General features: G+C 44.8%; 21 protein-coding genes and 3 pseudogenes. 13 read left to right on the forward strand and 11 right to left on the reverse strand.

Features of this window, described 5'->3' with window-relative positions; all coding sequences use genetic code 11:
* Positions 1-83: 83 nt before the first annotated feature.
* A complete protein-coding gene (locus tag EXU30_RS18170; protein ID WP_130602431.1) occupies positions 84-656 on the reverse strand; it encodes a hypothetical protein in 573 nt (190 codons plus the stop codon).
* 146 nt (positions 657-802) lie between these two features.
* Here EXU30_RS18170 and EXU30_RS18175 point away from each other — a divergent pair, with 146 nt between their 5' ends.
* The 3 genes from EXU30_RS18175 to lolE are packed head-to-tail and all read left to right on the forward strand — an operon-like array spanning position 803 to position 4,080.
* Positions 803-2,074 (forward strand): lipoprotein-releasing ABC transporter permease subunit, encoded by a 1,272-nt coding sequence (locus tag EXU30_RS18175; protein ID WP_130602433.1) that lies wholly within the window; start codon positions 803-805, stop codon positions 2,072-2,074.
* Positions 2,075-2,842, forward strand: coding sequence for a lipoprotein-releasing ABC transporter ATP-binding protein LolD (gene lolD, locus EXU30_RS18180; RefSeq protein WP_130602435.1), 768 nt, complete (start codon positions 2,075-2,077; stop codon positions 2,840-2,842).
* Positions 2,839-4,080: a lipoprotein-releasing ABC transporter permease subunit LolE gene (lolE, locus tag EXU30_RS18185; RefSeq protein ID WP_130602437.1), complete on the forward strand. Its 1,242-nt coding sequence runs from the start codon at positions 2,839-2,841 to the stop codon at positions 4,078-4,080. The genes lolD and lolE overlap by 4 nt, the downstream gene beginning before the upstream one ends.
* A 164-nt stretch (positions 4,081-4,244) precedes the next feature.
* Here the strand turns inward: lolE and EXU30_RS18190 are convergent, their stop codons facing one another.
* Entirely contained in the window at positions 4,245-4,757 is a 513-nt protein-coding gene (locus EXU30_RS18190) for a DUF2062 domain-containing protein (RefSeq protein ID WP_130602439.1), read from the reverse strand.
* Positions 4,758-4,893: 136 nt separating this feature from the next.
* On the opposite strand from EXU30_RS18190, the gene EXU30_RS18195 reads away from it, so the two are divergent.
* The 7 genes from EXU30_RS18195 (at position 4,894) to EXU30_RS18225 (ending at position 11,407) form a co-directional block, all read left to right on the forward strand.
* Positions 4,894-6,996 carry a ComEC/Rec2 family competence protein gene (locus EXU30_RS18195; protein WP_165399047.1) on the forward strand — a complete coding sequence of 701 codons (2,103 nt, stop codon included), beginning with the start codon at positions 4,894-4,896 and terminating at the stop codon, positions 6,994-6,996.
* Positions 6,996-7,442 (forward strand): ComEC/Rec2 family competence protein, encoded by a 447-nt coding sequence (locus EXU30_RS18200; RefSeq protein WP_130602443.1) that lies wholly within the window; start codon positions 6,996-6,998, stop codon positions 7,440-7,442. Before EXU30_RS18195 ends, EXU30_RS18200 begins: the two co-directional genes overlap by 1 nt.
* Before the next feature lie 38 nt (positions 7,443-7,480).
* Entirely contained in the window at positions 7,481-9,283 is a 1,803-nt protein-coding gene (msbA, locus tag EXU30_RS18205) for a lipid A export permease/ATP-binding protein MsbA (protein ID WP_130602445.1), read from the forward strand.
* Positions 9,283-10,302 carry a tetraacyldisaccharide 4'-kinase gene (gene lpxK / locus EXU30_RS18210; protein WP_130602447.1) on the forward strand — a complete coding sequence of 340 codons (1,020 nt, stop codon included), beginning with the start codon at positions 9,283-9,285 and terminating at the stop codon, positions 10,300-10,302. Before msbA ends, lpxK begins: the two co-directional genes overlap by 1 nt.
* Positions 10,302-10,475, forward strand: coding sequence for a Trm112 family protein (locus EXU30_RS18215; RefSeq protein WP_130602449.1), 174 nt, complete (start codon positions 10,302-10,304; stop codon positions 10,473-10,475). The genes lpxK and EXU30_RS18215 overlap by 1 nt, the downstream gene beginning before the upstream one ends.
* 132 nt (positions 10,476-10,607) lie before the next feature.
* On the forward strand, positions 10,608-10,868 hold the full coding sequence (locus EXU30_RS18220; RefSeq protein WP_165399048.1) for a hypothetical protein: 261 nt from the start codon (positions 10,608-10,610) through the stop codon (positions 10,866-10,868).
* Positions 10,865-11,407, forward strand: a complete 543-nt coding sequence (locus EXU30_RS18225; RefSeq protein WP_130602453.1) for a hypothetical protein — start codon at positions 10,865-10,867, stop codon at positions 11,405-11,407. The genes EXU30_RS18220 and EXU30_RS18225 overlap by 4 nt, the downstream gene beginning before the upstream one ends.
* A 24-nt stretch (positions 11,408-11,431) precedes the next feature.
* Here EXU30_RS18225 and EXU30_RS18230 read toward each other — a convergent pair whose 3' ends face one another.
* From EXU30_RS18230 to suhB, 9 genes and pseudogenes are all read right to left on the reverse strand, one after another.
* Positions 11,432-11,788: a VF530 family protein gene (locus EXU30_RS18230; protein WP_130602455.1), complete on the reverse strand. Its 357-nt coding sequence runs from the start codon at positions 11,786-11,788 to the stop codon at positions 11,432-11,434.
* 235 nt (positions 11,789-12,023) lie between these two features.
* Positions 12,024-13,504: pseudogene (locus tag EXU30_RS18235) on the reverse strand (carbon starvation CstA family protein).
* A gap of 407 nt (positions 13,505-13,911) precedes the next feature.
* Positions 13,912-14,622: a two-component system response regulator BtsR gene (gene btsR, locus EXU30_RS18240; RefSeq protein WP_130602457.1), complete on the reverse strand. Its 711-nt coding sequence runs from the start codon at positions 14,620-14,622 to the stop codon at positions 13,912-13,914.
* 6 nt (positions 14,623-14,628) lie between these two features.
* Positions 14,629-16,294: pseudogene (locus EXU30_RS18245) on the reverse strand (LytS/YhcK type 5TM receptor domain-containing protein).
* Between the two features lie 124 nt (positions 16,295-16,418).
* Positions 16,419-16,772 carry a replication protein RepA gene (locus EXU30_RS18250; protein ID WP_130602459.1) on the reverse strand — a complete coding sequence of 118 codons (354 nt, stop codon included), beginning with the start codon at positions 16,770-16,772 and terminating at the stop codon, positions 16,419-16,421.
* On the reverse strand, positions 16,759-17,427 hold the full coding sequence (locus tag EXU30_RS18255; protein ID WP_130602461.1) for an AAA family ATPase: 669 nt from the start codon (positions 17,425-17,427) through the stop codon (positions 16,759-16,761). Before EXU30_RS18255 ends, EXU30_RS18250 begins: the two co-directional genes overlap by 14 nt.
* A 153-nt stretch (positions 17,428-17,580) precedes the next feature.
* Positions 17,581-17,883, reverse strand: coding sequence for a PilZ domain-containing protein (locus tag EXU30_RS18260; protein ID WP_130602463.1), 303 nt, complete (start codon positions 17,881-17,883; stop codon positions 17,581-17,583).
* Between the two features lie 156 nt (positions 17,884-18,039).
* Positions 18,040-18,449 (reverse strand): annotated as a pseudogene (locus tag EXU30_RS18265) (phosphate-starvation-inducible protein PsiE).
* A gap of 166 nt (positions 18,450-18,615) precedes the next feature.
* Positions 18,616-19,419, reverse strand: coding sequence for an inositol-1-monophosphatase (suhB, locus tag EXU30_RS18270; RefSeq protein ID WP_130602465.1), 804 nt, complete (start codon positions 19,417-19,419; stop codon positions 18,616-18,618).
* Positions 19,420-19,573: 154 nt separating this feature from the next.
* Here suhB and trmJ point away from each other — a divergent pair, with 154 nt between their 5' ends.
* From trmJ to iscR, 3 genes are all read left to right on the forward strand, one after another.
* On the forward strand, positions 19,574-20,320 hold the full coding sequence (trmJ, locus tag EXU30_RS18275) for a tRNA (cytosine(32)/uridine(32)-2'-O)-methyltransferase TrmJ (RefSeq protein WP_130602467.1): 747 nt from the start codon (positions 19,574-19,576) through the stop codon (positions 20,318-20,320).
* Positions 20,321-20,344: 24 nt separating this feature from the next.
* Complete coding sequence (gene cysE, locus EXU30_RS18280) at positions 20,345-21,166, forward strand: serine O-acetyltransferase (protein WP_130602469.1); 822 nt, start codon at positions 20,345-20,347, stop codon at positions 21,164-21,166.
* 365 nt (positions 21,167-21,531) lie between these two features.
* Entirely contained in the window at positions 21,532-21,993 is a 462-nt protein-coding gene (gene iscR, locus EXU30_RS18285) for a Fe-S cluster assembly transcriptional regulator IscR (protein ID WP_130602471.1), read from the forward strand.
* Position 21,994 lies beyond the last annotated feature (1 nt).

Below are 21,994 nucleotides of genomic sequence, written 5' to 3' on the forward strand. Positions count from 1 at the left end.
ACTGGCTATGACTTTAACTTTGGCTGATGACTCTAACCAACCTAAGTTGATGACTCTAACCAACCTAAGTTGATGACTCTAACCTAAGTTGATGATTGTTGCTGCTTTCGGCGTTTAAGCATTTTTTGTTGCACATTCAAGCTGGCTTTAACCAGTTGCTCGACGTCATCTTCAAGAATTTGGCTGAAATCGAGTTGGCAATGCCATTGTCCTTCAAGCTCTTTACAGGCTTTTACCTTACAAAAACACAGTAAGGCGACAAGCTCTGAGCGAATAAATAATTGGGTTTGGTAGTGCTCACCAACGTTAAGGGGCTCGCTGCTTAAAATGCTGATGCCGCTGCCGCCAAACTGGATACCATTTACAGGCTCACCTTGTTGTTGCTCGTTTTCAAGAATGTATTGCAACACGAGATCAATTTTGCGAGATTGCAGCTTGAGGTAATCGACTACCGCTTTGGCATCGTTGTCGATTTGCCTAAGTTGTAATAGGCAATTTGCCTCTAAGCCTTTCACTTCAGTTAATAATTGCAGACCAACAGATTGTAAGTCGCGCAGTTGCTCTTCGCTAGGAAGTGGTTGGCTGTTGTCCCATAAAGTGAGGTAAGCGCTGAATTGATGAGGCACGCTAAAGTAAGAATTGCTGTCAGGTAACAAGGTTTGCCTCTTTATTTATCACACTAATAGCCCTATTATCGTGCCCAACTTAATGATTTAGCAAGTCATAGACTTAGCGTGCTCGTATTAATTCTTGCTATCTTACCTTATTGCACGCCAAGAAAGTTTAGGATTAACAATAAAATATGAATTTGGGCTTTTCGTTTTATATTGGATTTCGTTATTGGCGAGCGCGAAAAGCCAATGCTTTCGCGTCCTTTATCACCTTTTTTGCCGTATCAGGCATTTTCCTTGGTGTTGCCGCTTTGATTATTGTCAGCTCAGTAATGAATGGGTTAGAGGCGCAGCTTAAAGACCGCATTCTGGGAGCGGTGCCGCAATTGACCCTAGTGAGCGAGCAAGGTTTTGCTGATTGGCAAGACACTACGCAGCGCGTACTCAAGCAACATCATGACATTAAAGGCATGGTGCCAAGTGCAACTACCCAAGCTATGGTGCAGTCAGTCAATAATATTCACGCTGTGCAAGTGTTAGGCATTTACCCAGAGCATGAGCAGGGATTGTCACAGGTGATGAGTCACAGCTTTGACGGCGCGTTTGCCGCGTTAACACCTGGTAGCTACCAAATTGTGCTTGGCAGGCAGCTTGCTATGACCTTAGGTGTATCAGTAGGTGAGAGAATTCGCGTGTTGAGTGGCGATGGAGTGGTGTACTCGCCGCTTGGGCCAGTGCCTAGTCAGCGCAAGTTTACCGTTGCGGGTATTTTCGAGATGGGCTCTCAAGTTGATGCCAATCTTGCTTATGTACACTATCAAGATCTGCGCCGTTTAATGCGTAAAAATCCTGATCAGGTTAACGAGCTTAGAGCATATCTTAGTGATCCGTTTGATGCGCCTGTACTAGCACAGCAAATCACGGCTCAGTTTCAAACGCACGCTAACCTTGAACAAAATGGTGGCAAGGAGCAAGGTGCTGATAGCATCACAGTGGTTGATTGGCGTCAGCAGTTTGGGCATTTGTTTTCCGCAGTAAAAATGGAAAAGAACATGATGTCACTGATGCTAAGTCTCATTATTGCAGTCGCAGCCTTTAATATTGTGTCAGCGTTAGTGATGATGGTGGTCGATAAAACCACTGATGTTGCAGTATTAAAAACGCAAGGGTTGACCACGCAATCTGTGATGGCAATTTTTATTGTCCAAGGTGGATTAAATGCGGTACTTGGGCTGCTAAGTGGCACCCTTGCAGGTATCGTTGTTACCTTAAACATCAATAGTATTTTAAATGCTATTGGCATCTCCGTTTTAGGTGCGGGGCAGACGTTACCTGCCTCAATATCAGTGACCCAAATAGGTGTGATTGTTGTTGGAACCTTATTCGTCACCCTAGCCGCCACCTTATACCCAGCTTACACTGCAGCTAAAGTTCAACCTGCAACAGCTTTGAGATACGAATAAATGACTAATCAAACTCCAGCCTCCTCGCAAGCACCAAAGCTGTTACATGTCAGCGCGGTAAGTAAACAATACCAAGAAGGCGAGATTGCCACTCAAGTGCTCAGTGACGTTGAGTTGAGTGTCGCGCCCGGTGAGCAGCTCGCTATTGTGGGTAGCTCAGGTTCGGGTAAGTCGACGCTATTGCACCTAATGGGCACATTAGATACCCCAAGCGCGGGTAAAATATTGCTCGATGGTGAGGACATTCACAGTGTTTCGGCTAAGCGTCAGGCGCAGATCCGTAACCAAGACCTTGGTTTTATTTATCAATTTCACCATTTGCTGCCAGAGTTTAGTGCCCTTGAAAATGTGGCAATGCCGGCATTTATTCAAGGTGCTAACAAGGCTGAAACACTTCAGCGCGCTACCGAGTTACTTGAGCGGGTTGGCTTATCGCACCGCCTTGAACACACGCCAGCACAACTTTCAGGTGGTGAGCGTCAACGAGTGGCGATTGCTAGAGCGCTAATTAACAGACCAAAGCTAGTCCTTGCCGATGAGCCTACTGGTAACCTTGATGCCAGTCGCGGCGATGAAGTGTATGCGTTGATCCGTGAGCTGTCACAGCAATTTGGCACAGCGTTCGTGGTCGTGACCCATGATTATAAACTCGCTGCCAAGATGGATCGCCAGCTGACGATGAAAGATGGCAAGCTCCACTCTGAAGAGGTTGATAGCCAAGAGACTGGTACACAAGGTGTTTCACACCAGCAGGAAGCTGCCCAATGAGTTTAAAACTGCCTCTTACAATAGGTTGGCGTTTCTATCGCCAACGTCAGGCGAATGGCTTTATCAACTTTATTTCATTTGCATCGACTTCAGGTATTGCACTCGGCGTTGCCGTGTTGATTATTGTGTTGTCGGTAATGAATGGTTTTGAACGTGAGTTGCAGCAGAGACTACTAGGTGTTACCCCTCATGGCGAGTTGGTTGGGGTGAACTCACCATTGCAAGATTGGCAGTCCATGGCGCAGTCAGCTGAGCAAATTCCTGAGATTAAGGGTGTTGCGCCGTTTGTGCGCTTGCAAGGTTTAGTGCAAAAGCCCGGCGGATTTCAAGGCATTCAAGTTACGGGTATCGATTTAGCTTATGAGCCAAAGGTGTCGACCATTGCAGATTATATGGATGAGTCAACTTGGCAAACGTTAGCTGAAGATGCTAACAACATTGTCCTCGGTCAGGCGCTGATGCAGCAGTTAGGGCTTAACATTGGTGATACTGTGGCTATGTACACGCCGCAGAAAAACGCCACAAGACTCACTCAAGCGAAAAGTCATCGATTTGTGGTGACCGGGAGTTACAAATTAGGTGGTGAGGTCGAGCAAACTCAGGCCTATGTACCGATGGTGTATCTTGCAAGGTTGCTTGGTCATGAAGGGCTGGCATCTGGGATCCGCATTAAAGTTGATAATGTACTGCAGGCACAAAGCGTTATTCGTGAGCTTGGCTATGCTCAAAGCGAATATGTGTATATGAATGACTGGACGAGAACTCAAGGCCACTTATATTCAGATATTCAGCTAGTAAGAGTTGTGATGTATCTGGTACTGGCGCTAGTGATTGCTGTAGCTTGCTTTAATATCGTCTCGACACTCGTGATGGCGGTGCGCGATAAAGCCTCAGAAGTTGCAATTTTGATGACCATGGGACTGCAACGTTTTAGCATCATGGCGATATTTATGTTGCAAGGCGCGCTTAACGGATTATCTGGCTGTGCTATCGGCGGCGTTGTTGGCGTGGTTATCGCGCAAAATTTAAGTGCGATAGCTAAAGCAATTGAGAGCGCTTTTGGTATTCAGCTGCTGGCTGGTGGCATTTACTTTATTGATTTTGTGCCAACTCAACTTGAGCTAAGAGATGTAGCCTTTGTGATATTCATGGGGCTTGTGATGAGTTTAATTGCCACGGTTTATCCGGCTTGGAAAGCATCAAGAATAGCGCCTGCAGCAGCGTTGGCAGGGCGATAAGGATATTTTAGGGAAACTGCCGAGTTAGTCTAGCGTGTAGAGTGGTCGCTAGCCATCAATTACATCCACAAAAAAGGTCGCCAAATGTATTTAATGATACTGGGCGACCTTTTTTGTATTCACTATCAAGCTTTAAAGCCTGTTACTTACTTGACTATTACTTTCTATTTGTATTTGCCGCGCTTATTCCACTTAAATAACACGTTGTATTTCCACAGGTTAGACATCACAAAGTAACCCACTATGGCGCTGATAACGGCTAGCACGCCGCAGCCGACAAGAAAGGGTAAACCTATGGTTGAAAGTGAAGACTCAACCCACGCCCAGCTTGCCTCAAAATGAAATTCTTGCTCTGGTCTACCCATAATTTTTGCGCCCAATAAATAGGCGGCATAGAACATAAACGGCATGGTAACCGGGTTAGTTAACCAAACCAGCGCAACAGACACTGGTAAATTAACGTTAAAGAAGATGGCTAATGCGGCGGCGAGGATCATTTGAAACGGAATAGGGATCCAGGCGGCAAACAGGCCAATCGCAAATGCGCCAGGGGCTGACTTACGGTTGAGTGCCCAAAGATTAGGTTTGTGGAGTAAATTGCCGAACACCTTTAGATACTTATGATTTTTAAGTTCTTCCGGGTTAGGCATGTATTTTTCGATAAATTTTTTTGGCATCTTCGGCGATTACTGTCTTTACTCAATCGTTATGAATCGATTTATTATCGGTTATTGCACGTGTTGTTTTTCAGCGCTGCTGTGGCCGCAGATCTTACCATTGCAATGGATTGTGCTCTGGCTGCTAATTGGGGGAATGTGCTTTAAAAAAGCCCCTTTTATCAGCGGGATCATGATGTCGTTGTCTTGGTTATCCATTGTATTTCATGGTTTTTATTCACATCAGACAACAGCAAAACCAACACAACAAATATTCAGGGCAGAGATAGTATCACTAGTTAACCAAAACCGCGACTGGATTAGTGTTGATGTTAAAAACCTTGAACAAACTAGCGCTAGCAAATTACAGGGTTATTACCGCTTAAACTGGAACAGTGCTCCTGACGTGAAACCTGGTCAGGTATGGCAATTTAGCGCGCGGATGAAAAGTATTAGTGCTATCGCCAATCAAGGTGGCTTTAATCAGCAAAAATACTTCATCAGTAGACATATTATAGGCCGAGGCAGCGTCAGGCGTGCTGAGTTAATCCAAGATAACCCTGCGTTAGTGCATCAATTTAAATCAGACTTGGTTGTAGTACTGTCAAAGCTTGCCAATGGCGATGTGTTGCAAGCGCTGCTTTTAGGTCAAAAGACGGCCTTGTCTGACGAGCGCTGGCGTCATTTAAGGCAAACGGGGAGTGGTCATCTTATTGCCATTTCCGGGCTGCATTTATCTGTGGTTTTTGGACTATTCTGGGTAATCTTTTCCAAACTCTGTAAGCCGTTTGCCCAGCACAACTACTTTGCTTACCGAGCCGTTACGTTATTACTGCCGCTTGTTATGGCGTTTATCTATGGCTACTTAGCTGGGTTTCCGGTCGCAACAACGAGGGCAATTATCATGCTATTTATGGTGGTAGTGCTAAGTGTGTTTAATCAGCATGCCAGTGTATGGGATCGTTTGCTTTATGCCTTGTTCGCCGTGTTGGTCATTGATCCTTTTGCCATATTAAGTAGTGGCTTTTACTTATCGTTTTGCGCATTGGCAATTATTTTGTTGGTAGCTACAGGTCGCGGTGCAGAGATGAGATCAACGCTTGAAAGTGATAAACAACTAGATCAAGCATCTGTTACTAATCCCACCAACCTTGCTGCTAGCGAAAATGCACATGTTATTTGGCGCAAGGTCAAACACTATGGGATGGCATTGTGGGCAATTCAATGGCGCTTAGCTTTGGTATTAGCGGCAGTGCAAGCTTTGTTATTTTCGACTGTGTCGGTTCATAGCATGTGGCTGAACATGTTGTTTGTGCCTTGGTTTAGCTTGCTGGTTATTCCAGTTGCGATTCTAACCTTATGTGTTTGGGCGATGTTCTGGTTTATCAATTTACTTGGGATACGTATATTTGGTCATGATTTAGTCAGTTGGCATGAGTCGGCAGAGTTATTTGCAATTGCTGACGCACTGTTGATGCCATTTAGCGCATTGCTTCACTATTCCGATTACTTACCTTATGCGCTGCTGACGGTATCTGAGCGACAAGCAGGCTTGCTCGTGTTAATTCTGGTGATTGCGGTAAGTGGCTATTTGATCAAACAGCTGCTTTTATCGCAACTTGCTATTCCTTGGATAAGCCTAGCTAGGCAGCAATTATTCACCGCAGTCAGACGTTTATATTCGCGTAAAACGCTTGGGGTTGCTGCAGTGCTAGTTGGCTCGGCGGGTATGCTATTAGCTTTTATTTTGACGAATACGCTCCCCATTCTGGTCGCTGCAGAACCAGCAATAAAATCGAACCTGAGCGACAAGCTTGAAAGCGGTGAATATAAGCTAAGTCCATCGGTAAATTCCAAACTTCATCCCTCTGAATTTATCGCTGAATCTAAACCTTTTTCTGACTGGCAATTACATGTTTTAGATGTCGGGCAAGGGAGCGCCCTGGTGTTTGAGATAGACGCTCAAGCGGTTATCTATGATACAGGCGCAAAATACGGTGACAGCTTTACCTATGCGGACAGAGTGATAGTGCCGTTTTTAAATGCCCGTGGTTTAAGTCATGTCAGCCATATTTTCATTAGCCATAATGATAATGATCACGCGGGTGGTCTAGCTCGATTAGCTATGCTGTATCCGCAAGCGAAGATAATCGCTGATGATGAATCTATAAAGGCAGATTTCGGCAAGCGAGTATCGCCCTGTAGCGGCTTTAATTGGCAGTTTGCTCAGCTAACGTTTAGCGCATTACAGACCCTTTGATGGCTGCGGGAGATAATGACTCTGACAATAATCGCTCTTGTGTATTATTGCTTGATGATGGCTCGAGTAAACTGCTGTTAACCGGCGATATCGAAACAGAGCGCGAACGAGGTTTGTTAGCCAATCAGCAAATTCAAAATGTCGATATCATGTTTGTGCCTCACCATGGCAGTCGCACCTCATCGACGAGTGAGTTTATCAATCATACCCATCCTAAGCTTGCGGTTGTTAATGCAGGCTTTGCCAATCAGTACGGATTTCCCAAAGAGGACGTCATGCAAAGGTATCAATCTATCGGTGCGAAGACGCTCGTCACTGGAGAGCTTGGTCAAATAAGCTTCAATTTTAATCAGGGCGGTTATCAAGTGAGCAGTTATCGCCAGCAAATGTCACCTTTTTGGTATAACCGTTTGTTTAAATTTGGTGAGAAAGTTAAAGCAGAGTAGAATGCGTCTCTATGTTTGTCATGAAAGTAATCAAATAAATGTCATCAGAAGCAAATAATGAAATGTGGGTTGTATTCAAACGTTTAATGACGTACGTGATCCCCATGAAATCCATGTTCATCTTTGCGGTGCTTGGCTTGCTTACCTATGGTTTGGTCGATGCGGCGTTCATTGCCTTTGTAAAACCTTTTATTGACGAAGGTTTTGGCCAGTCAGCATCCAATGTTGCAGGTGTTGACCTTCCTACTCATACAGGCTTTAGCGCCAACAACGATATCATGATGATGGCACCCTTTGTGGTGATAGTGATGTTCACTATTCGCGGCTTTGCTAACTTTGTCTCTACTTACTGTGTGTCATATATCAGTGCCAAACTGATTATGGATATGCGTCAAGAAGTATTTGAGCACTACCTGCGTTTACCTGTGAGCTATATTGATCGTGAGAACAGCGGTAACTTGATCTCGCGCGTTACCTTTGACACTGAGCAAATTGCCCGAGCATCAGGCAGCGCTTTGATTTCGATTGTTCGCGATACCATCACAGTAGTTGGTATGCTGGCGATCATGTTCTATTACTCGTGGAAATTATCCCTGTGTATTTTGGTTATCGGCCCAATCATGGGTGTAGTGATCAGTGTGGTGAGTAAGCGTTTTCGTAAGGTGTCTAAGCAAATTCAGTCTGCGATGGGCGGGGTAACCGCCACCACAGAGCAGATGATTAAAGGTCATAAAAATGTGTTGGCCTTTGGCGGTCAAGAAACCGAAATGAAGCGTTTCTTTGACGTGAACGATCGTAACCGTTATCAAAATATGAAGCTTGCCGTTGCCCAATCCATCAGTCAGCCACTAATCATGGTCATTGGCTCGTTTGCGCTAGCGTTTGTACTTTATGCCGCAAGCTGGGACAGCATGGCGCAAGAACTAACAGCTGGTACATTTGCGGCAATTTTGGGCGCTATGCTGGCCATGTTGCAGCCAATTAAGAACTTAACACGAGTAAACGCAGAGTTTCAGCGCGGTATCGCAGCATGTACTACGGTATTTGAGCTGCTGGATACTCAGCCAGAAGAAGATAAAGGCAGTTTTCATGCTGAGCGCGTTGAGGGTAAATTGACCTTTAACCAGGTGACCTTTAGTTATCCCGAGCAAGAAACTGCGGCGCTTAAGGGCATTGATTTTAATGTTGAGCCAGGCAAAACCGTAGCACTGGTTGGTCGTTCAGGCTCGGGTAAATCAACCATTGCGAGCTTGATTACCCGCTTTTACGGCGGTCTATCAGAGGGCGATATTAGCATTGATGGCACCAGCATTTATGACTACCAGCTAAAATCTTTACGTAATCAGGTGGCATTGGTGTCACAGCAGGTAACGCTATTTAATGACACTATCGCGAATAACATCGCCTATGCCTATCCGGGAGAGGTGACCCGCGAGCAAATTATTGAGGCGGCAATGTTGGCCCACGCGATGGAGTTTATTGACGAGCTGCCCGATGGCTTAGATACCGAGGTGGGTGAAAACGGTGTGTTGTTATCAGGCGGTCAACGTCAGCGTATCGCTATTGCTCGCGCCATGTTACGCAACGCACCTATCTTGATTTTAGATGAAGCGACATCTGCACTTGATACTGAGTCAGAAAAAGCCATTCAACAAGGATTAGATAACCTAAGACAAAACCGCACCTCAATCGTAATTGCTCACCGTTTATCAACCATTGAAAGCGCTGACGAAATCTTAGTGGTTGAGCAAGGTGAGATTATGGAGCGCGGCACCCATAGCGAGCTGCTCGAGAGAAATGGCATGTACGCGAATCTTTACCAAATGCAGTTTGGTGAGTAATGCAAAACTGGGTTAATAAAATCTGGTATCAAGGGCATTGGGCAAAATGGTTGCTAGTGCCTTTGTCTCTGATATTTTGGTTTATCTCGATTATCAGACGTAGTTTGTTTCGCTTAGGGCTTAAACAGCAAACACGTGTGAGTGTGCCTGTGATTGTGGTGGGCAATATTACCGCTGGTGGCAGCGGCAAAACCCCAACTGTTATTCATTTAATTGAATTATTGCGCGCTAATGGCTACAAGCCTGGTGTAGTAAGCCGCGGCTACGGAGGCAGTGCCTCTGGGGTTATGTTGGTTGAGCCTAGCAGCGAGCCTAGTTTAGTTGGTGATGAGCCGGCGCTGATTGCGATGCGCACTAAGGCGCCGATGGCGGTAGGCTCAAAGCGTGTTCAAGCAGCAAAGCTGTTGCTAGCAAATCATGATGTTGATGTGATTATTAGCGATGATGGCATGCAGCATTATGCTCTCGCCCGTGATATTGAAATTGCATTAGTTGATGGCGACAGACGCTACGGCAATGAGTGGTTAATTCCAGCTGGTCCGCTACGTGAAGGTACCAGTCGCCTAGAAAGTGTTGATTTTATTATTAACAATGGCGGGCCGGCGCAAGATGGTGAAGCCCTGATGACACTCGCACCTCTCAAGCCTGCAGCAGTTGTCTCCTTGGCCGCAAATATGCCTAAAAATGTACAAGCTGAATGTTTTGATAAACAGCAACCTATTTGCGCTATTGCAGGAATAGGCAACCCACAAAGATTTTTTGATAGTTTAGTCAATCAAGGTTTTAATCTTACTCGCACACAAGCATTTGATGATCATCAAGCGTACAGTGCTGAGCAGTTGCAGGGTTTTAGTCAGGATACAGCGCTGCTGATGACAGAGAAAGATGCGGTTAAATGTCGCGCTTTTGCTCAGCAACACTGGTGGTATTTACCGGTTAATGCCAAACTAACAGCAGAGTTTGATCAAGCATTACTGAGCCGCTTACAGCAAGCGGTTGATAAAATAAAGGAAGCATAATGGCGTTTGATAGAAAATTACTTGAAATTGTCGCGTGTCCAGTAAGTAAAGCAAAGCTGGAGTATGATAAAGAAAATGATCGACTAATCTGCAAAGAAAGCAAATTAGCCTATCCAATTACTGAAGGTATTCCTGTGCTATTGGAAAACCGTGCTACGCCGCTAGAAGCCTAATTTACCCATATAGGTAGATTGTTTAATATGCGAATGCTTAACAAAAAGCCACCTTCATCGAAGGTGGATTTTTATTATAAGGGGTTTAAAAAGGCTCTGGCTAAGCTTTCGGCTCTGACTATCACAGCTTGCTTGTTTACACCTCAAGCTGTTGCTAGCAAGGTGCTGAATAATCCTGATGCATCGCATTATGCTTTTGCCAATTACTTGGGGAGTGGCTTGTATCGCACTTCCGGTCAAAATGCTGCAGTTGCGAACGTACCACTAAAATTTACCTTAGATGAAGCAGACGACCATCTAGTTAAACTGCGTCTACCCATCTCATTGGGCTTTTTTGATTATTCATTTGATGATCTCCCGGTGGGCAGCTACCTGAAAGAGTCGGCACCATGACGGTGACGCCAGGGCTAGAATATCACTGGCTGTTCAATGATAAGCTCACGTTTGAGTCATATTTAGACTTAGGTTATGGCCATAATTTTACTAACTCAAGCAATGTCGGCATCGTATCGCTCGGTACTGCAGCGGTTTATCAAATTGATATGCCTGAATACACGCCTATATGGACCAACAGACTATTTTGGGCAAGTTATCGTAGCAGTATCAATGATAACTCTGACAGGTTTGCCGTATACCAAGCTGGGTTAGATTTTGGCTTAGGATATAACTGGCGCGCATTCAATCGCAACATGGAGCCAAGGCTATTTGTTAGCGGCCGTTGGTTTTTTGATGATCTCACCTTTGCCAATCCTGAAGGGGATGATGTTGTTAGCAATTACACTTACGAGCTCGGTGCCACAATCAAATTTGATAAACCCATAGGCTGGGATGTGTTTGGTTGGGACGGCCTCAAGCTAGACCGTTTAGGCGTGAGTTATCAAAATGGTGGCGGTATTATCGTCTGGCGTTTGATCTTTTCGTTACCAATCTAACATTTCACCACCATTAGCTGTTATTTAGCGATTTCCCCAGATATGAGCGTTAACGCTGTCGCTACTTTCCGTTTTATCAGTCTTAGCTGCTGGCGCGCTAGCTTTTTGAGTGTGGCTTGACGGTTTTTCAGTATCAGCTTTGTTCACAAAATAATGGTCAGGCAGCTGGTGGTTGTTCATTTTAAGCCACAGCATTTCCACCTTATCTCTTGCCCACTGGGTTTTACGCAAAAACTTGAGGCTCGACTTCACGCTTGGGTCGCTTTTAAAACAGTTAATGTTTATCTGCTCCGCCATTTGCTCCCAGCCATAATGCGTGACGAGATCTGTTACTACTTGCTCGAGTTTCACACCGTGCAATGGATTGTTTTTTTGCGTCATCGTTGTTCAGCCAATTTAATGTGGAAATATGCTTAGCGACTTATTATACGTGACGCCTGAGCTGCATGAAATAAGCTCTAGGCACAAAGCTCAGTAACCTAGGTCTATGGTGTGGAACTGGCAAGGGCAATTAGGCTTGAATGACAGGGATATCTAGGAGTGACAAAAAAGGGAAAGATGCTTAGGCAATCTTTCCCTTTTTAAGTTAGGGCTCACTGAGTGAGCGCTCGGCTAATTAAGCTGTTTTAGCGTCTGCTTCAGCCTCTTCACCCGGAAGTTCGTCTTCACCTTTACCTTTTGAGATCTTGAATACAACGCCAGTTACAACGATAGCGAAGATAAAGCCAGCAACCGTTGATACATCGATTGGTAATCCGAAACCTAGTTTATCGTTGCTTAAGATAAAGCTCGCACATACAGTGGTCATAAACATCGCTGGTACGGTAGTAATCCAATGGAATTTATTGTGACGAAGTAAGTAAGCTGACGCAGTCCACAGCATCATTACTGCTGTTGATTGGTTAGCAAAACCGAAATAGCGCCAGATAACCCAAAGTCAACTTGAGTTAAGATACCACCAATAACAAACAGAGGGATGGCCATCATTAAGCGATTACGTAAGGTCTTTTGCTCCATGTTGAAGTACTCAGCAAGGATAAGGCGGCTTGAGCGGAAAGCTGTATCACCAGAAGTGATAGGTAGAATCACCACACCTAGGAAAGCTAAGATACCGCCAAATACGCCTAGTAGGCCGAATGAAGCTGAGTACACTACGTTACCTGGGCCACCGTCAGATACCGCAGCTTGTAACGATTCAACTGACCCAAAGAATGATAGTGCAAGCGCACACCAGATTAGCGCGATAACACCTTCACCAATCATTGCGCCGTAGAATACAAAGCGGCCGTTTTCTTCATTTTCCATGCAGCGAGCCATTAGAGGTGACTGTGTTGCGTGGAAGCCAGAAATTGCACCACAAGCAATGGTAATAAATAGCGCTGGCCATAGCGGTAGGTCATTTGGGTTCATGTTAGTGAACATGTCGCTCACCTGGAAGCCACCCATGATTTGGTGCTCGCTTGAGAAACCAATTGCGGTGATAAGGCCAACTGACATAAAGATAAGTAGCGCGCCAAACAGTGGGTAGAAGCGACCGATAATCTTATCTACAGGAACGATTGTCGCAATGATGTAGTAAGAGAAAATTGCCACTACCATAGCAATAACAGGAATGTTGAAGCTGGTTTGATCGTTAACTAGCTTGGTTAACATGCCTGCAGGAGCAGAAACGAATACCACACCAACAAGCAGCAGCAGTACGATAGCAAACACGTTCATAAAGTGCTTGGCACCATTACCTAGATAGCGACCGGTAATGGTTGGAACTGAAGCACCGCCGTTACGAACCGATAGCATACCTGAGAAATAATCGTGAACAGCACCTGCAAATACACAACCAATCACGATCCATAGCATTGCCGCTGGGCCGTATAGTGCGCCCATAATTGGACCAAAGATTGGGCCGACACCAGCAATGTTAAGCAGCTGAACCAAGTAAACTTTTTTGTTTGACATAGGGACATAGTCAACGCCATCCTGCTTTGAATATGCAGGTGTTTGACGTTTGGCATTAATGCCGAAAACTCTTTCGACAAACTGTCCGTAAATGAAGTAGCCACCAATTAGAAAGGCGACACATGTTAGAAACCAAATCATATCCATACACTCTTTAATAGCAATTTTGTTCAAGGCTACTTTAAGCAATTGCTGTTATTTAGTGGAGGTGGATTGATTAACAGGCAAGATTGCTTGTTTAAGCGGTGCTATAAAGCGCTAAGCGGTTGCAGGTAGAACTAAGCGGTATTAAATAGAAAGCTAAGTGGTTATAAATCGATTTAAGCGGCGCGATAACGAGCTAAGCGGTTATTGATAGCTCTGAGCGGTTACTTGCATAGGTATAGCGGGTCGTTCGGTGAGAATCATAACTGGGCGCTGAGCTTTGTATTGCTGATTGAAGAAAACAGTAGCTTGCAGTTTGGCTTAGACAGTTAGCGAACATACGTGCGAGACGAATAGAAATAGGATGTTGCTTTAGTTGCACGCCAAACATTTAAAGTTATTTTCTATTGGAAGCCAAGGGTTTGCTTTAGCGCTTTCAGGTAACGGCGGGACACCGGCACTTTAGCGCCGCTTTTAGTGGTGATTTCCGCGCCTGTGTCTAACAGCTCAATTTCTGTAATGGCGCTAGGTGCGACCAAATACTGTTTATGGCAGCGAATAAGCGGGGTTTTTTCTTCTAAAACCTTGAGTGTTAGTTGCGTATGGCAAGGCATGAAAGGCGTAAAAACTTTAATGCCGCCAACGTAACTCATTATGTATTCAACATCTTGAGTTTGGGTCACTATTAAACGGTTACCGCAAAAGCACGGCAGCTGTTCAAGCTCAGTTGGGCTGATAGTGGATAAGTCTTGTGGCGTTAACTCTGTGCGCAATTTCTCAAGTGTTTTACGAAAACGGGTGTCATCAATAGGTTTTAACAGGTAATCAAAGGCATTGTTTTCAAAAGCTTTAACCGCATATTCGTCGTAAGCTGTGATAAACACTACTCGAGGTAAGAAGTCTGGGTTTAGCATGGCGATAAGCTCCATGCCGTTAATTCGCGGCATCTGAATATCAACAAAAATCAACTCAGGCTTATGTTGGTTTATCTGTGCTAGCGCATCAATGGCATTGCCGCATTGAGCAATCACCTCAAAGTCGTCATGCTCATCAAGCAAATCGATAATTTCCTGCCTAGCAAATGGCTCGTCGTCGATGATAATACAGCGGATCATGGATGATTATTCCTCTAGGGGCAGGCGAACTTGAACCTGGGTAAGTTTATCAGCTTCACACTCGACGCTCACGCCATACTGTTGGCCAAACTGTGCTTGAATGCGTTTATGGACGATATTCATACCAAGGCCTTCGGTTGTTTCACTAGGCTGATACAAGCCGGCATTGTCGGTTACCATCAACAGCAAGTCATCACCATCAATTTGTGCACTGACATTAATCACACCTGCTTCAATTAGGTGTGAGGTACCATGTTTTACAGCATTTTCAATCAAAGGCTGTAGGGTAAAAGCAGGCATTTTATAGTTGGCTAGCTCATCGCTTATATCGATGTTAACCGTAAGCTTATCGATAAATCGCGCTTTTTCGATAGTCAGGTAAGCATCAATATGCTCAAGCTCGTCTTTTAAGGTTACCAGTTCACTTGAGCGTTTCAGGTTGATACGCAAAAACTGTGAAAGCTGTTGCAGTAGCATCTTTGCCATTTTTGGCTCGCGCTTAATAATGGCGCTGATGGTATTGAGTGCATTAAATAAAAAGTGTGGATTAACTTGTGCTTGAAGTAGCTTTAATTCAGCTTGCACCAGTAGGTTTTGTTGCTGTTCAAAGCGGCCGTATAGGATTTGGTTGGAGAGTAACCTTGCGATCCCCTCACCAAGAGTACGATTGATATTCAAGAATAATTTATTTTTTGGCTCATACAGTTTAATGGTGCCAATAACCTCGTTGTTGCTTCTAAGGGGAATAACAAGGCTTGAACCCAGCGGGCACTTGTTCGATAACGAGCAGGCATAAGGAATATCCACACCATCTGCAAACATCACTTTATTCTGGCTGATAGCGTCTAGGGTTATTTGTGAAGATATAGGCGTACCTGGCAAATGGTGATCATCCCCAATACCAATAAATGCCAGTAACTTTTCATTGTCAGTAATGGCAACCGCGCCAACCTGAGTTTCTTCAATAACAATTTTAGCTACTTGACTACTGCTTTGTTGATCAAACCCTTTGGATAATAGGCCGACACTGCGCTCGGCAATCTTTAGCGCTTTGGCGGAGAAGCTCGATGATAGTTTGTCGAACATGGTTTTCTGGTCGCGGATCATGCTCATAAACATAGCCGCGCCCAAGGCATTGACTAACAACATCGGCGGGGCGATTTCTTTAACGAGTGCGAGAGATTGATCAAATGGCTTGGCAACTAGCAAGATAATCAGCATTTGCATTACCTCGGCGCAAAAGGTCACGAGAAATACCTGCATTGGATGGTAAATAAGCTCACTCTTGTCATTACGCTTTAAATACAGGTGTACTAAACCAGCTGTAAGCCCTTCGAGCGTGGTTGAAATAGCACAAGCAACATCGGTAAAACCGCCGAGGCTATACCTGTGTAAACCACCCGTAAGGCCGACAAAAAAACCTGTTACAGGACCACCAAGTAAGCCGCCGAGCACTGCGCCCATTGCCCGAGTATTGGCAATGGCCCCGTGGTTTGCTCACCAAAGTAGGTTGCCATAATACAAAAGCCAGAAAATATCAGATAGATATACACCTTGTGGGCAAGCGTTTTGATGTTTCTGTAAACAGCTTGAATAGCGGGGTTTTACTCAACAGGTAAACGATAACCAAATAAAGGCACATTTGCTGAGTCAGTAACAGAATAAGTGACATGGTGTAGCTCTTGTTTGCTTTTTAGGTGTTCGCGTTTTTAAGGTTTAACATTTCTAGGTTTTCACGTGCTAGTGTAAAGTCGCGTCATACAATGCAGGCAGAGCTGCTTTGTTTTATCGTTTAGTTACTTACGTTTTTTGTTTAACAATTTAGTCTGTGCTGAACTCGACTTACTGCAAAAATCGTCGATTAAAATCCGTAAGATCTTTGACTTAGCAATATTACTATTTTGATTTATTTCATCTAGCTGTGAAATACTTTTTTCGGTAAGTGTGAAGGTGGCACGGCGATAAACTTTTGCGCTGTTTTTATCTAAGCCTTTAATAAACTCGGCAGTGGTTTGCTGCGGTGGTTGTTCGCCATCGATGAGTGACTTTTTACCAAAAGCATAGTTATTGGCGTCTTCAATAAAGTCGTCAACAGAAACCGCTTTGCGGCGGTTCTTCGGAAGCTTACGTTTGAGATCAGTTAAACTCATAGCTATTTTCTGGTGGTATAGCGAAAAGTTCATCGGTGATGGCGCGGATTTCATCGGCAGCTTTGCCTTCTGGCTCTATTTCAAGTACTGATGAACCAGACTCTTCACTGTCATCGTAGATGTTACGACTAAAAGTGACAGAATTTAGTGCGCGCAATCCGTAAGACTCTACCACTTCTTTAGCCTCAAGGATCCGCTTATATTGTGATGGTAGGGCGGGGCACTGGGTCATTACAATGGTGGCGACCATTTTAGGGTTGACCATCTTACAGGTGCTTAGCATGTCTTCCATGTGTGGCAGGGTTTTTAAATCGCGACGTTTTGGTCTCAGCGGAATAACCACATAAGTGGCTACCGACATAGCAGCACGCATCGCTAAGTTATCCTGACCACCACAGTCGACAATAACATAATCAAAACGCTCATCAAGACTCAGTAAATCATTGCGAATTTTTCCGTAGAGCTGAATACAGTTGATAGCAGGGAGTTCTGGGTCGTTGTTACGCGCTTGGATCCAATCTGAAGTAGTACGCTGCGGGTCACAGTCCACCATCAATACATTGGCATTGAATTTTTGAGTAATATTGACCGCTAGGTTTTGCGCTAAGCAGCTTTTGCCGCTACCGCCTTTTTCGCCGCCAACTAGCAATATCATATTCGTCTCCCTTTGCGCCACGAGGCAATGTTGAACTTAGGCTACTGCATGCAAGTGATTGACTTATTTCGCCGAATAAAATTGCGTGCCAATAATAAAGATTATAGGACACATCTGACATTTTACTTTGCCGATAAGCTGTTCAGTCTTGCTTTACACCAGTTGCATCGCAATATGAAAGCTGTTTTCGTCGGCTGCAGAGCAGCGGCAAACTTGACCTTTAATGGTATTTTGTTGTGGTGTGCCTTGATTAAAGGTGAGGGCAACGAGCGCACCGACTTTAAAGGCTTGTTTGTATTCAAATAGCACACCTTTTCGGGCGAGGTCGAGACAGGTTGCATCATCTTCTATAGCTTGGCCTTGATCATCAATCCAGTGCAGGCGTACTGGCTCGGCTTCCATATCTACGCGAAGTGACGCGCGCTTTTCTTTAAAACCAGTTGGCTCGTTCGCCATAACCATCACTCCTTTGTCGTGGTTGGTACTTAGAATTTATCAGGCTAGTGTATTAGTTTTAGCATAAACAAGATGTTAAGCAATAGCCAAGCGCCTCTAGTCGTTGTTAATTTACTGCTACAGGCGCTAAATGTGGGTTATCAAAACTCGCCTTGGTTAGTCTTCCATGTCTTTGTTCTTTGGGTAAGGCAGTTTTAATTGCCCCAACGGATCACAATTACCGTGCATGCTAACACAATGGTGGAGATAGAGATGGCAAGTACGCGCCAGTCGTCCATGCCTTTCATGTCGAGAATGAGGTATCGCGCTAACGCAACTATGGCAATATATAGCGGCATTCGAATAGGTAGTTTACCTGATTCAAGATAGTTAACTACCATTGCGAGTACTTCGAGGTAGATAAAGAGTAAAAGCAGGTCGGCGAGCTGCACTGTTTTAATATTAAACATGTGCAAAATTTCTTCACCAATTGCGTAAACGGTCGCAATAGAAATGATGAACAAGACTACGTGTTCAATCATCTTCAGGCTTTTTACACCAATTTTACGCAGTGCGGTATCAGGCATGACAAGTATCCATAAAAATCAACATAATGGCTCAAGTATATGCCCGACAATGTCAATCGTTGCAGTGATCTAGTTCAAAGAAACAAAAAAGGCCAACTATCTGTGATAATAGGCCTTAATTTTCAGCTTTATGAGGATAAGGCTGATGTCATGAGTGCAAAATAACTTAGCGTTGTAATGCTTCGTTAAGCAGTGGACGCATGGTTTTGATTAGCTTAGCAGTGACTTTTGGGCTACCAGCAACAATGTTACCTGATGCAAGGTAGTTGTGAGCACCTGTGAAGTCTGTAACTGTGCCGCCAGCTTCGCGACAGATAAGGTCACCTGCAGCGATGTCCCATGGTTTTAGGCCGATTTCAAAGTAACCGTCCATACGACCCGCAGCAACGTATGCTAGATCTAACGCAGCAGAGCCTGCACGGCGAATGTCAGCACATTGTGGGAATACCGCACCTAGAATATTCATGTAAGTTTCGGTGTGCTGGCGAGCCTTGAATGGGAAACCCGTTGCGATGATAGTGCCATCTAGATCGTTAACTTGAGTAACGCGTAGACGGAAATCGTTCACTTTTGCGCCTTTACCGCGCACGGCTGAGAATAGCTCGTCACGAACCGGGTCGTAAACGACTGCAACTTCAACTTTGCCTTTGTATTGAACCGCGATAGAAACCGCGAAATGAGGGATACCACGAACGAAGTTAGTGGTACCATCCAGTGGGTCTACAATCCATACGTAATCTTTATTCTCACCACGGTTTTCGCCGTCTTCTTCACCCACAATAGTATGGTCAGGGTAAGACTTACGAATTTGATAAACGATGGCTGATTCAGCTTCCTTGTCAACGCTCGTAACGTAGTCGTTCATTCCTTTCGCACTAACCTCGACACGGTCAAGTTCGTTAAAAGCGCGCATGATAGTTTGGCCCGCCGCGCGTGCTGCGCGTGTGGCAATAGTGAGCATTGGATGCATTGCAATCCCCTGGATGTTAAAGAACGTATATAAAATAGCCGGCGTATTATACTCAATTTGCTGGTTATATCAAATGCAGATTTTCATATAACCATGTAATCTCCCTTGTGTTAGTATGCGCAGATTGAATTTTCCTTAAAATAGATCAAGTTACATGCTAAGTAATATCCGCGTCGTCCTCGTCGGCACGTCACACCCTGGTAATATTGGCTCTACTGCCAGAGCAATGAAGACCATGGGCCTTACCAATTTATATTTAGCTGAGCCTCGCGTTGAACCTGATGGTCATTCTATTGCACTTGCAGCGGGCGCGGCAGATATTCTTGAAAACTTAACCAGAGTTGATTCATTAGAAGAAGCGATTGCCGATTGTAGCCTAGTCATTGCCACAAGTGCTCGCAGCCGTACTCTTGATTGGCCAATGCTAGAGCCTCGTGAAGCGGGTGAGAAACTTGCGCAGCGCAGTGAAACTGGCCCTGTTGCCATTGTCTTTGGTCGTGAAAATCATGGTTTAAGTAACGAAGAGCTGCAAAAGTGTCATTACCACCTAACCATTCCGGCCAATCCTGAATATAGCTCGCTTAACTTAGCGCAAGCTGTGCAGTTGATTTGTTATGAAACTCGGGTTGCTCAGTTAGCGCTTGATGAGTCAGGAAAACAAGTTACCGAGGAAGAATACCCGCTATCTGAAGATTTAGAGCGATTTTTCACTCACCTTGAAACAACTTTGAGTAAAACCGGGTTTATTATTAAGAACCATCCCGGTCAGGTGATGGTTAAGCTGCGCCGCTTGTTTACTAAAGCAAGAATTGAGGCTGCAGAAATGAACATTTTGCGCGGTATTTTAACCTCAATCGATAAAAAGATTGTTGAGCCTTCGCAAGAAGAGTCAGACAAATAGCGTCCGTCCATTAGGGAGAGTTATATGGGCATTATCTCCACCATAAAAGAAGATATCGCATCCATCTATCATCGCGACCCAGCCGCGAACAGTAATATTGAGATCCTACTCAATTATCCAGGCATGCAGGCAATTTGGTTGCACCGTATTAGCAACAAGCTATGGCTTAAAAACTGGAACCTAACGGCGCGATGTTTGTCGACTTTTTCTCGTTGGTTAACGGGCGTTGAAATTCACCCCGGTGCGACTATTGGTCGTCGTTTTTTCATTGACCATGGTATGGGAGTGGTGATTGGTGAAACCGCCGAGATTGGCGATGATTGTACCTTGTACCACAGTGTTACCTTAGGCGGTACTACTTGGCAGTCCGGCAAACGCCATCCAACCCTTGAAAATAATGTAGTTATTGGTGCCGGCGCCAAAGTGCTAGGCCCGATCACCATGCATGAAGGAGCCCGAGTTGGTTCCAACTCTGTGGTAGTAAAAGATGTGCCTGCAGGTAAAACGGTAGTTGGTATTCCAGGGCGAATCGTTGCAGCCGCTAGCGAGCAGTCTAAAGAAACGTCTGAGCGACGCAGCCAGATGGCCAAGAAATACGGCTTTGACGCGTATGCGGTATCACCGGACAACCCAGACCCTGTCGCAAATGCCATTGGGCAAATGCTTGATCATATGCACCTAATGGACTCAAAAGTGCAAGAAGTGTGTCAGGCGGTGCAATCTATGGGTGGTGAAGTATGCACTGAAAAACTACCTGAGCTTAACGTTGATGAATTTAACGAAGCTGAGCGCGCCGCGGCTGAAAAGCGCAAGCAGGAAATTGATGAGTTTGACCCGCATATTTAAACCGTGACAAATAGCCTCGTTTAAGTTGCCTGCTTTAGCTGTTGATGGTTTAGTTATCGGTACTTAGGCTGTCGGTAAGTTGGGCTACGTTAAATGGGGCTACGTCTTTAGTGATTCAAGAGGCAATTGAGCTTTTATCCCGAAAACTGTTAGCTATTACTCATTAATTGTTATTTGCCCTGAATAAATGTTTCTTAGCCATTGAATAATTGACTTCAAAAAGGTTAAATACCCAGCAAATGAGTAGGGTGTTTTGCATTTTGTGAAGTACCGCAATACTTGAGTAAATTACTGGGATAAATACTTGACTAAATTACTCGGGTATGATGCAATTGCACCATACTTTTTGGGAGCAGTAGAAAGTTATGAAACTTACATCAAAAGGTCGCTACGCAGTGACCGCCATGCTAGATGTTGCCATTCATTCATCGCTAGGGCCTGTTCCCTTGGCCGATATTTCTGAAAGACAGGGTATTTCGCTGTCTTATCTTGAACAACTCTTCGCCAAATTACGTAAACAAGGTCTTGTTGCAAGTGTCCGTGGCCCAGGTGGTGGTTATCGCTTAGGTCTAAAAGCAGATGACATCTCGGTTGGCATGGTTGTGCATGCCGTTGATGAGTCCGTTGATGCAACTCGCTGTCAAGGTCAAGGTAACTGCCAAAGTGGCAGTCGTTGTTTAACTCATTCGTTATGGGGTGATTTAAGCAAGCAAATCTCTGACTTTTTAGGCGGAATTACCCTTGCCGGGTTAATGGAAAAACGAGATGTGCAGTATATCTCGGTAAAGCAAGATGAATTGCAGCAGGAACAAAGAGCCGTTTCGTAAG

Origin of the sequence: Shewanella maritima, assembly GCF_004295345.1 — a bacterium.
GTDB lineage: Bacteria > Pseudomonadota > Gammaproteobacteria > Enterobacterales > Shewanellaceae > Shewanella > Shewanella maritima.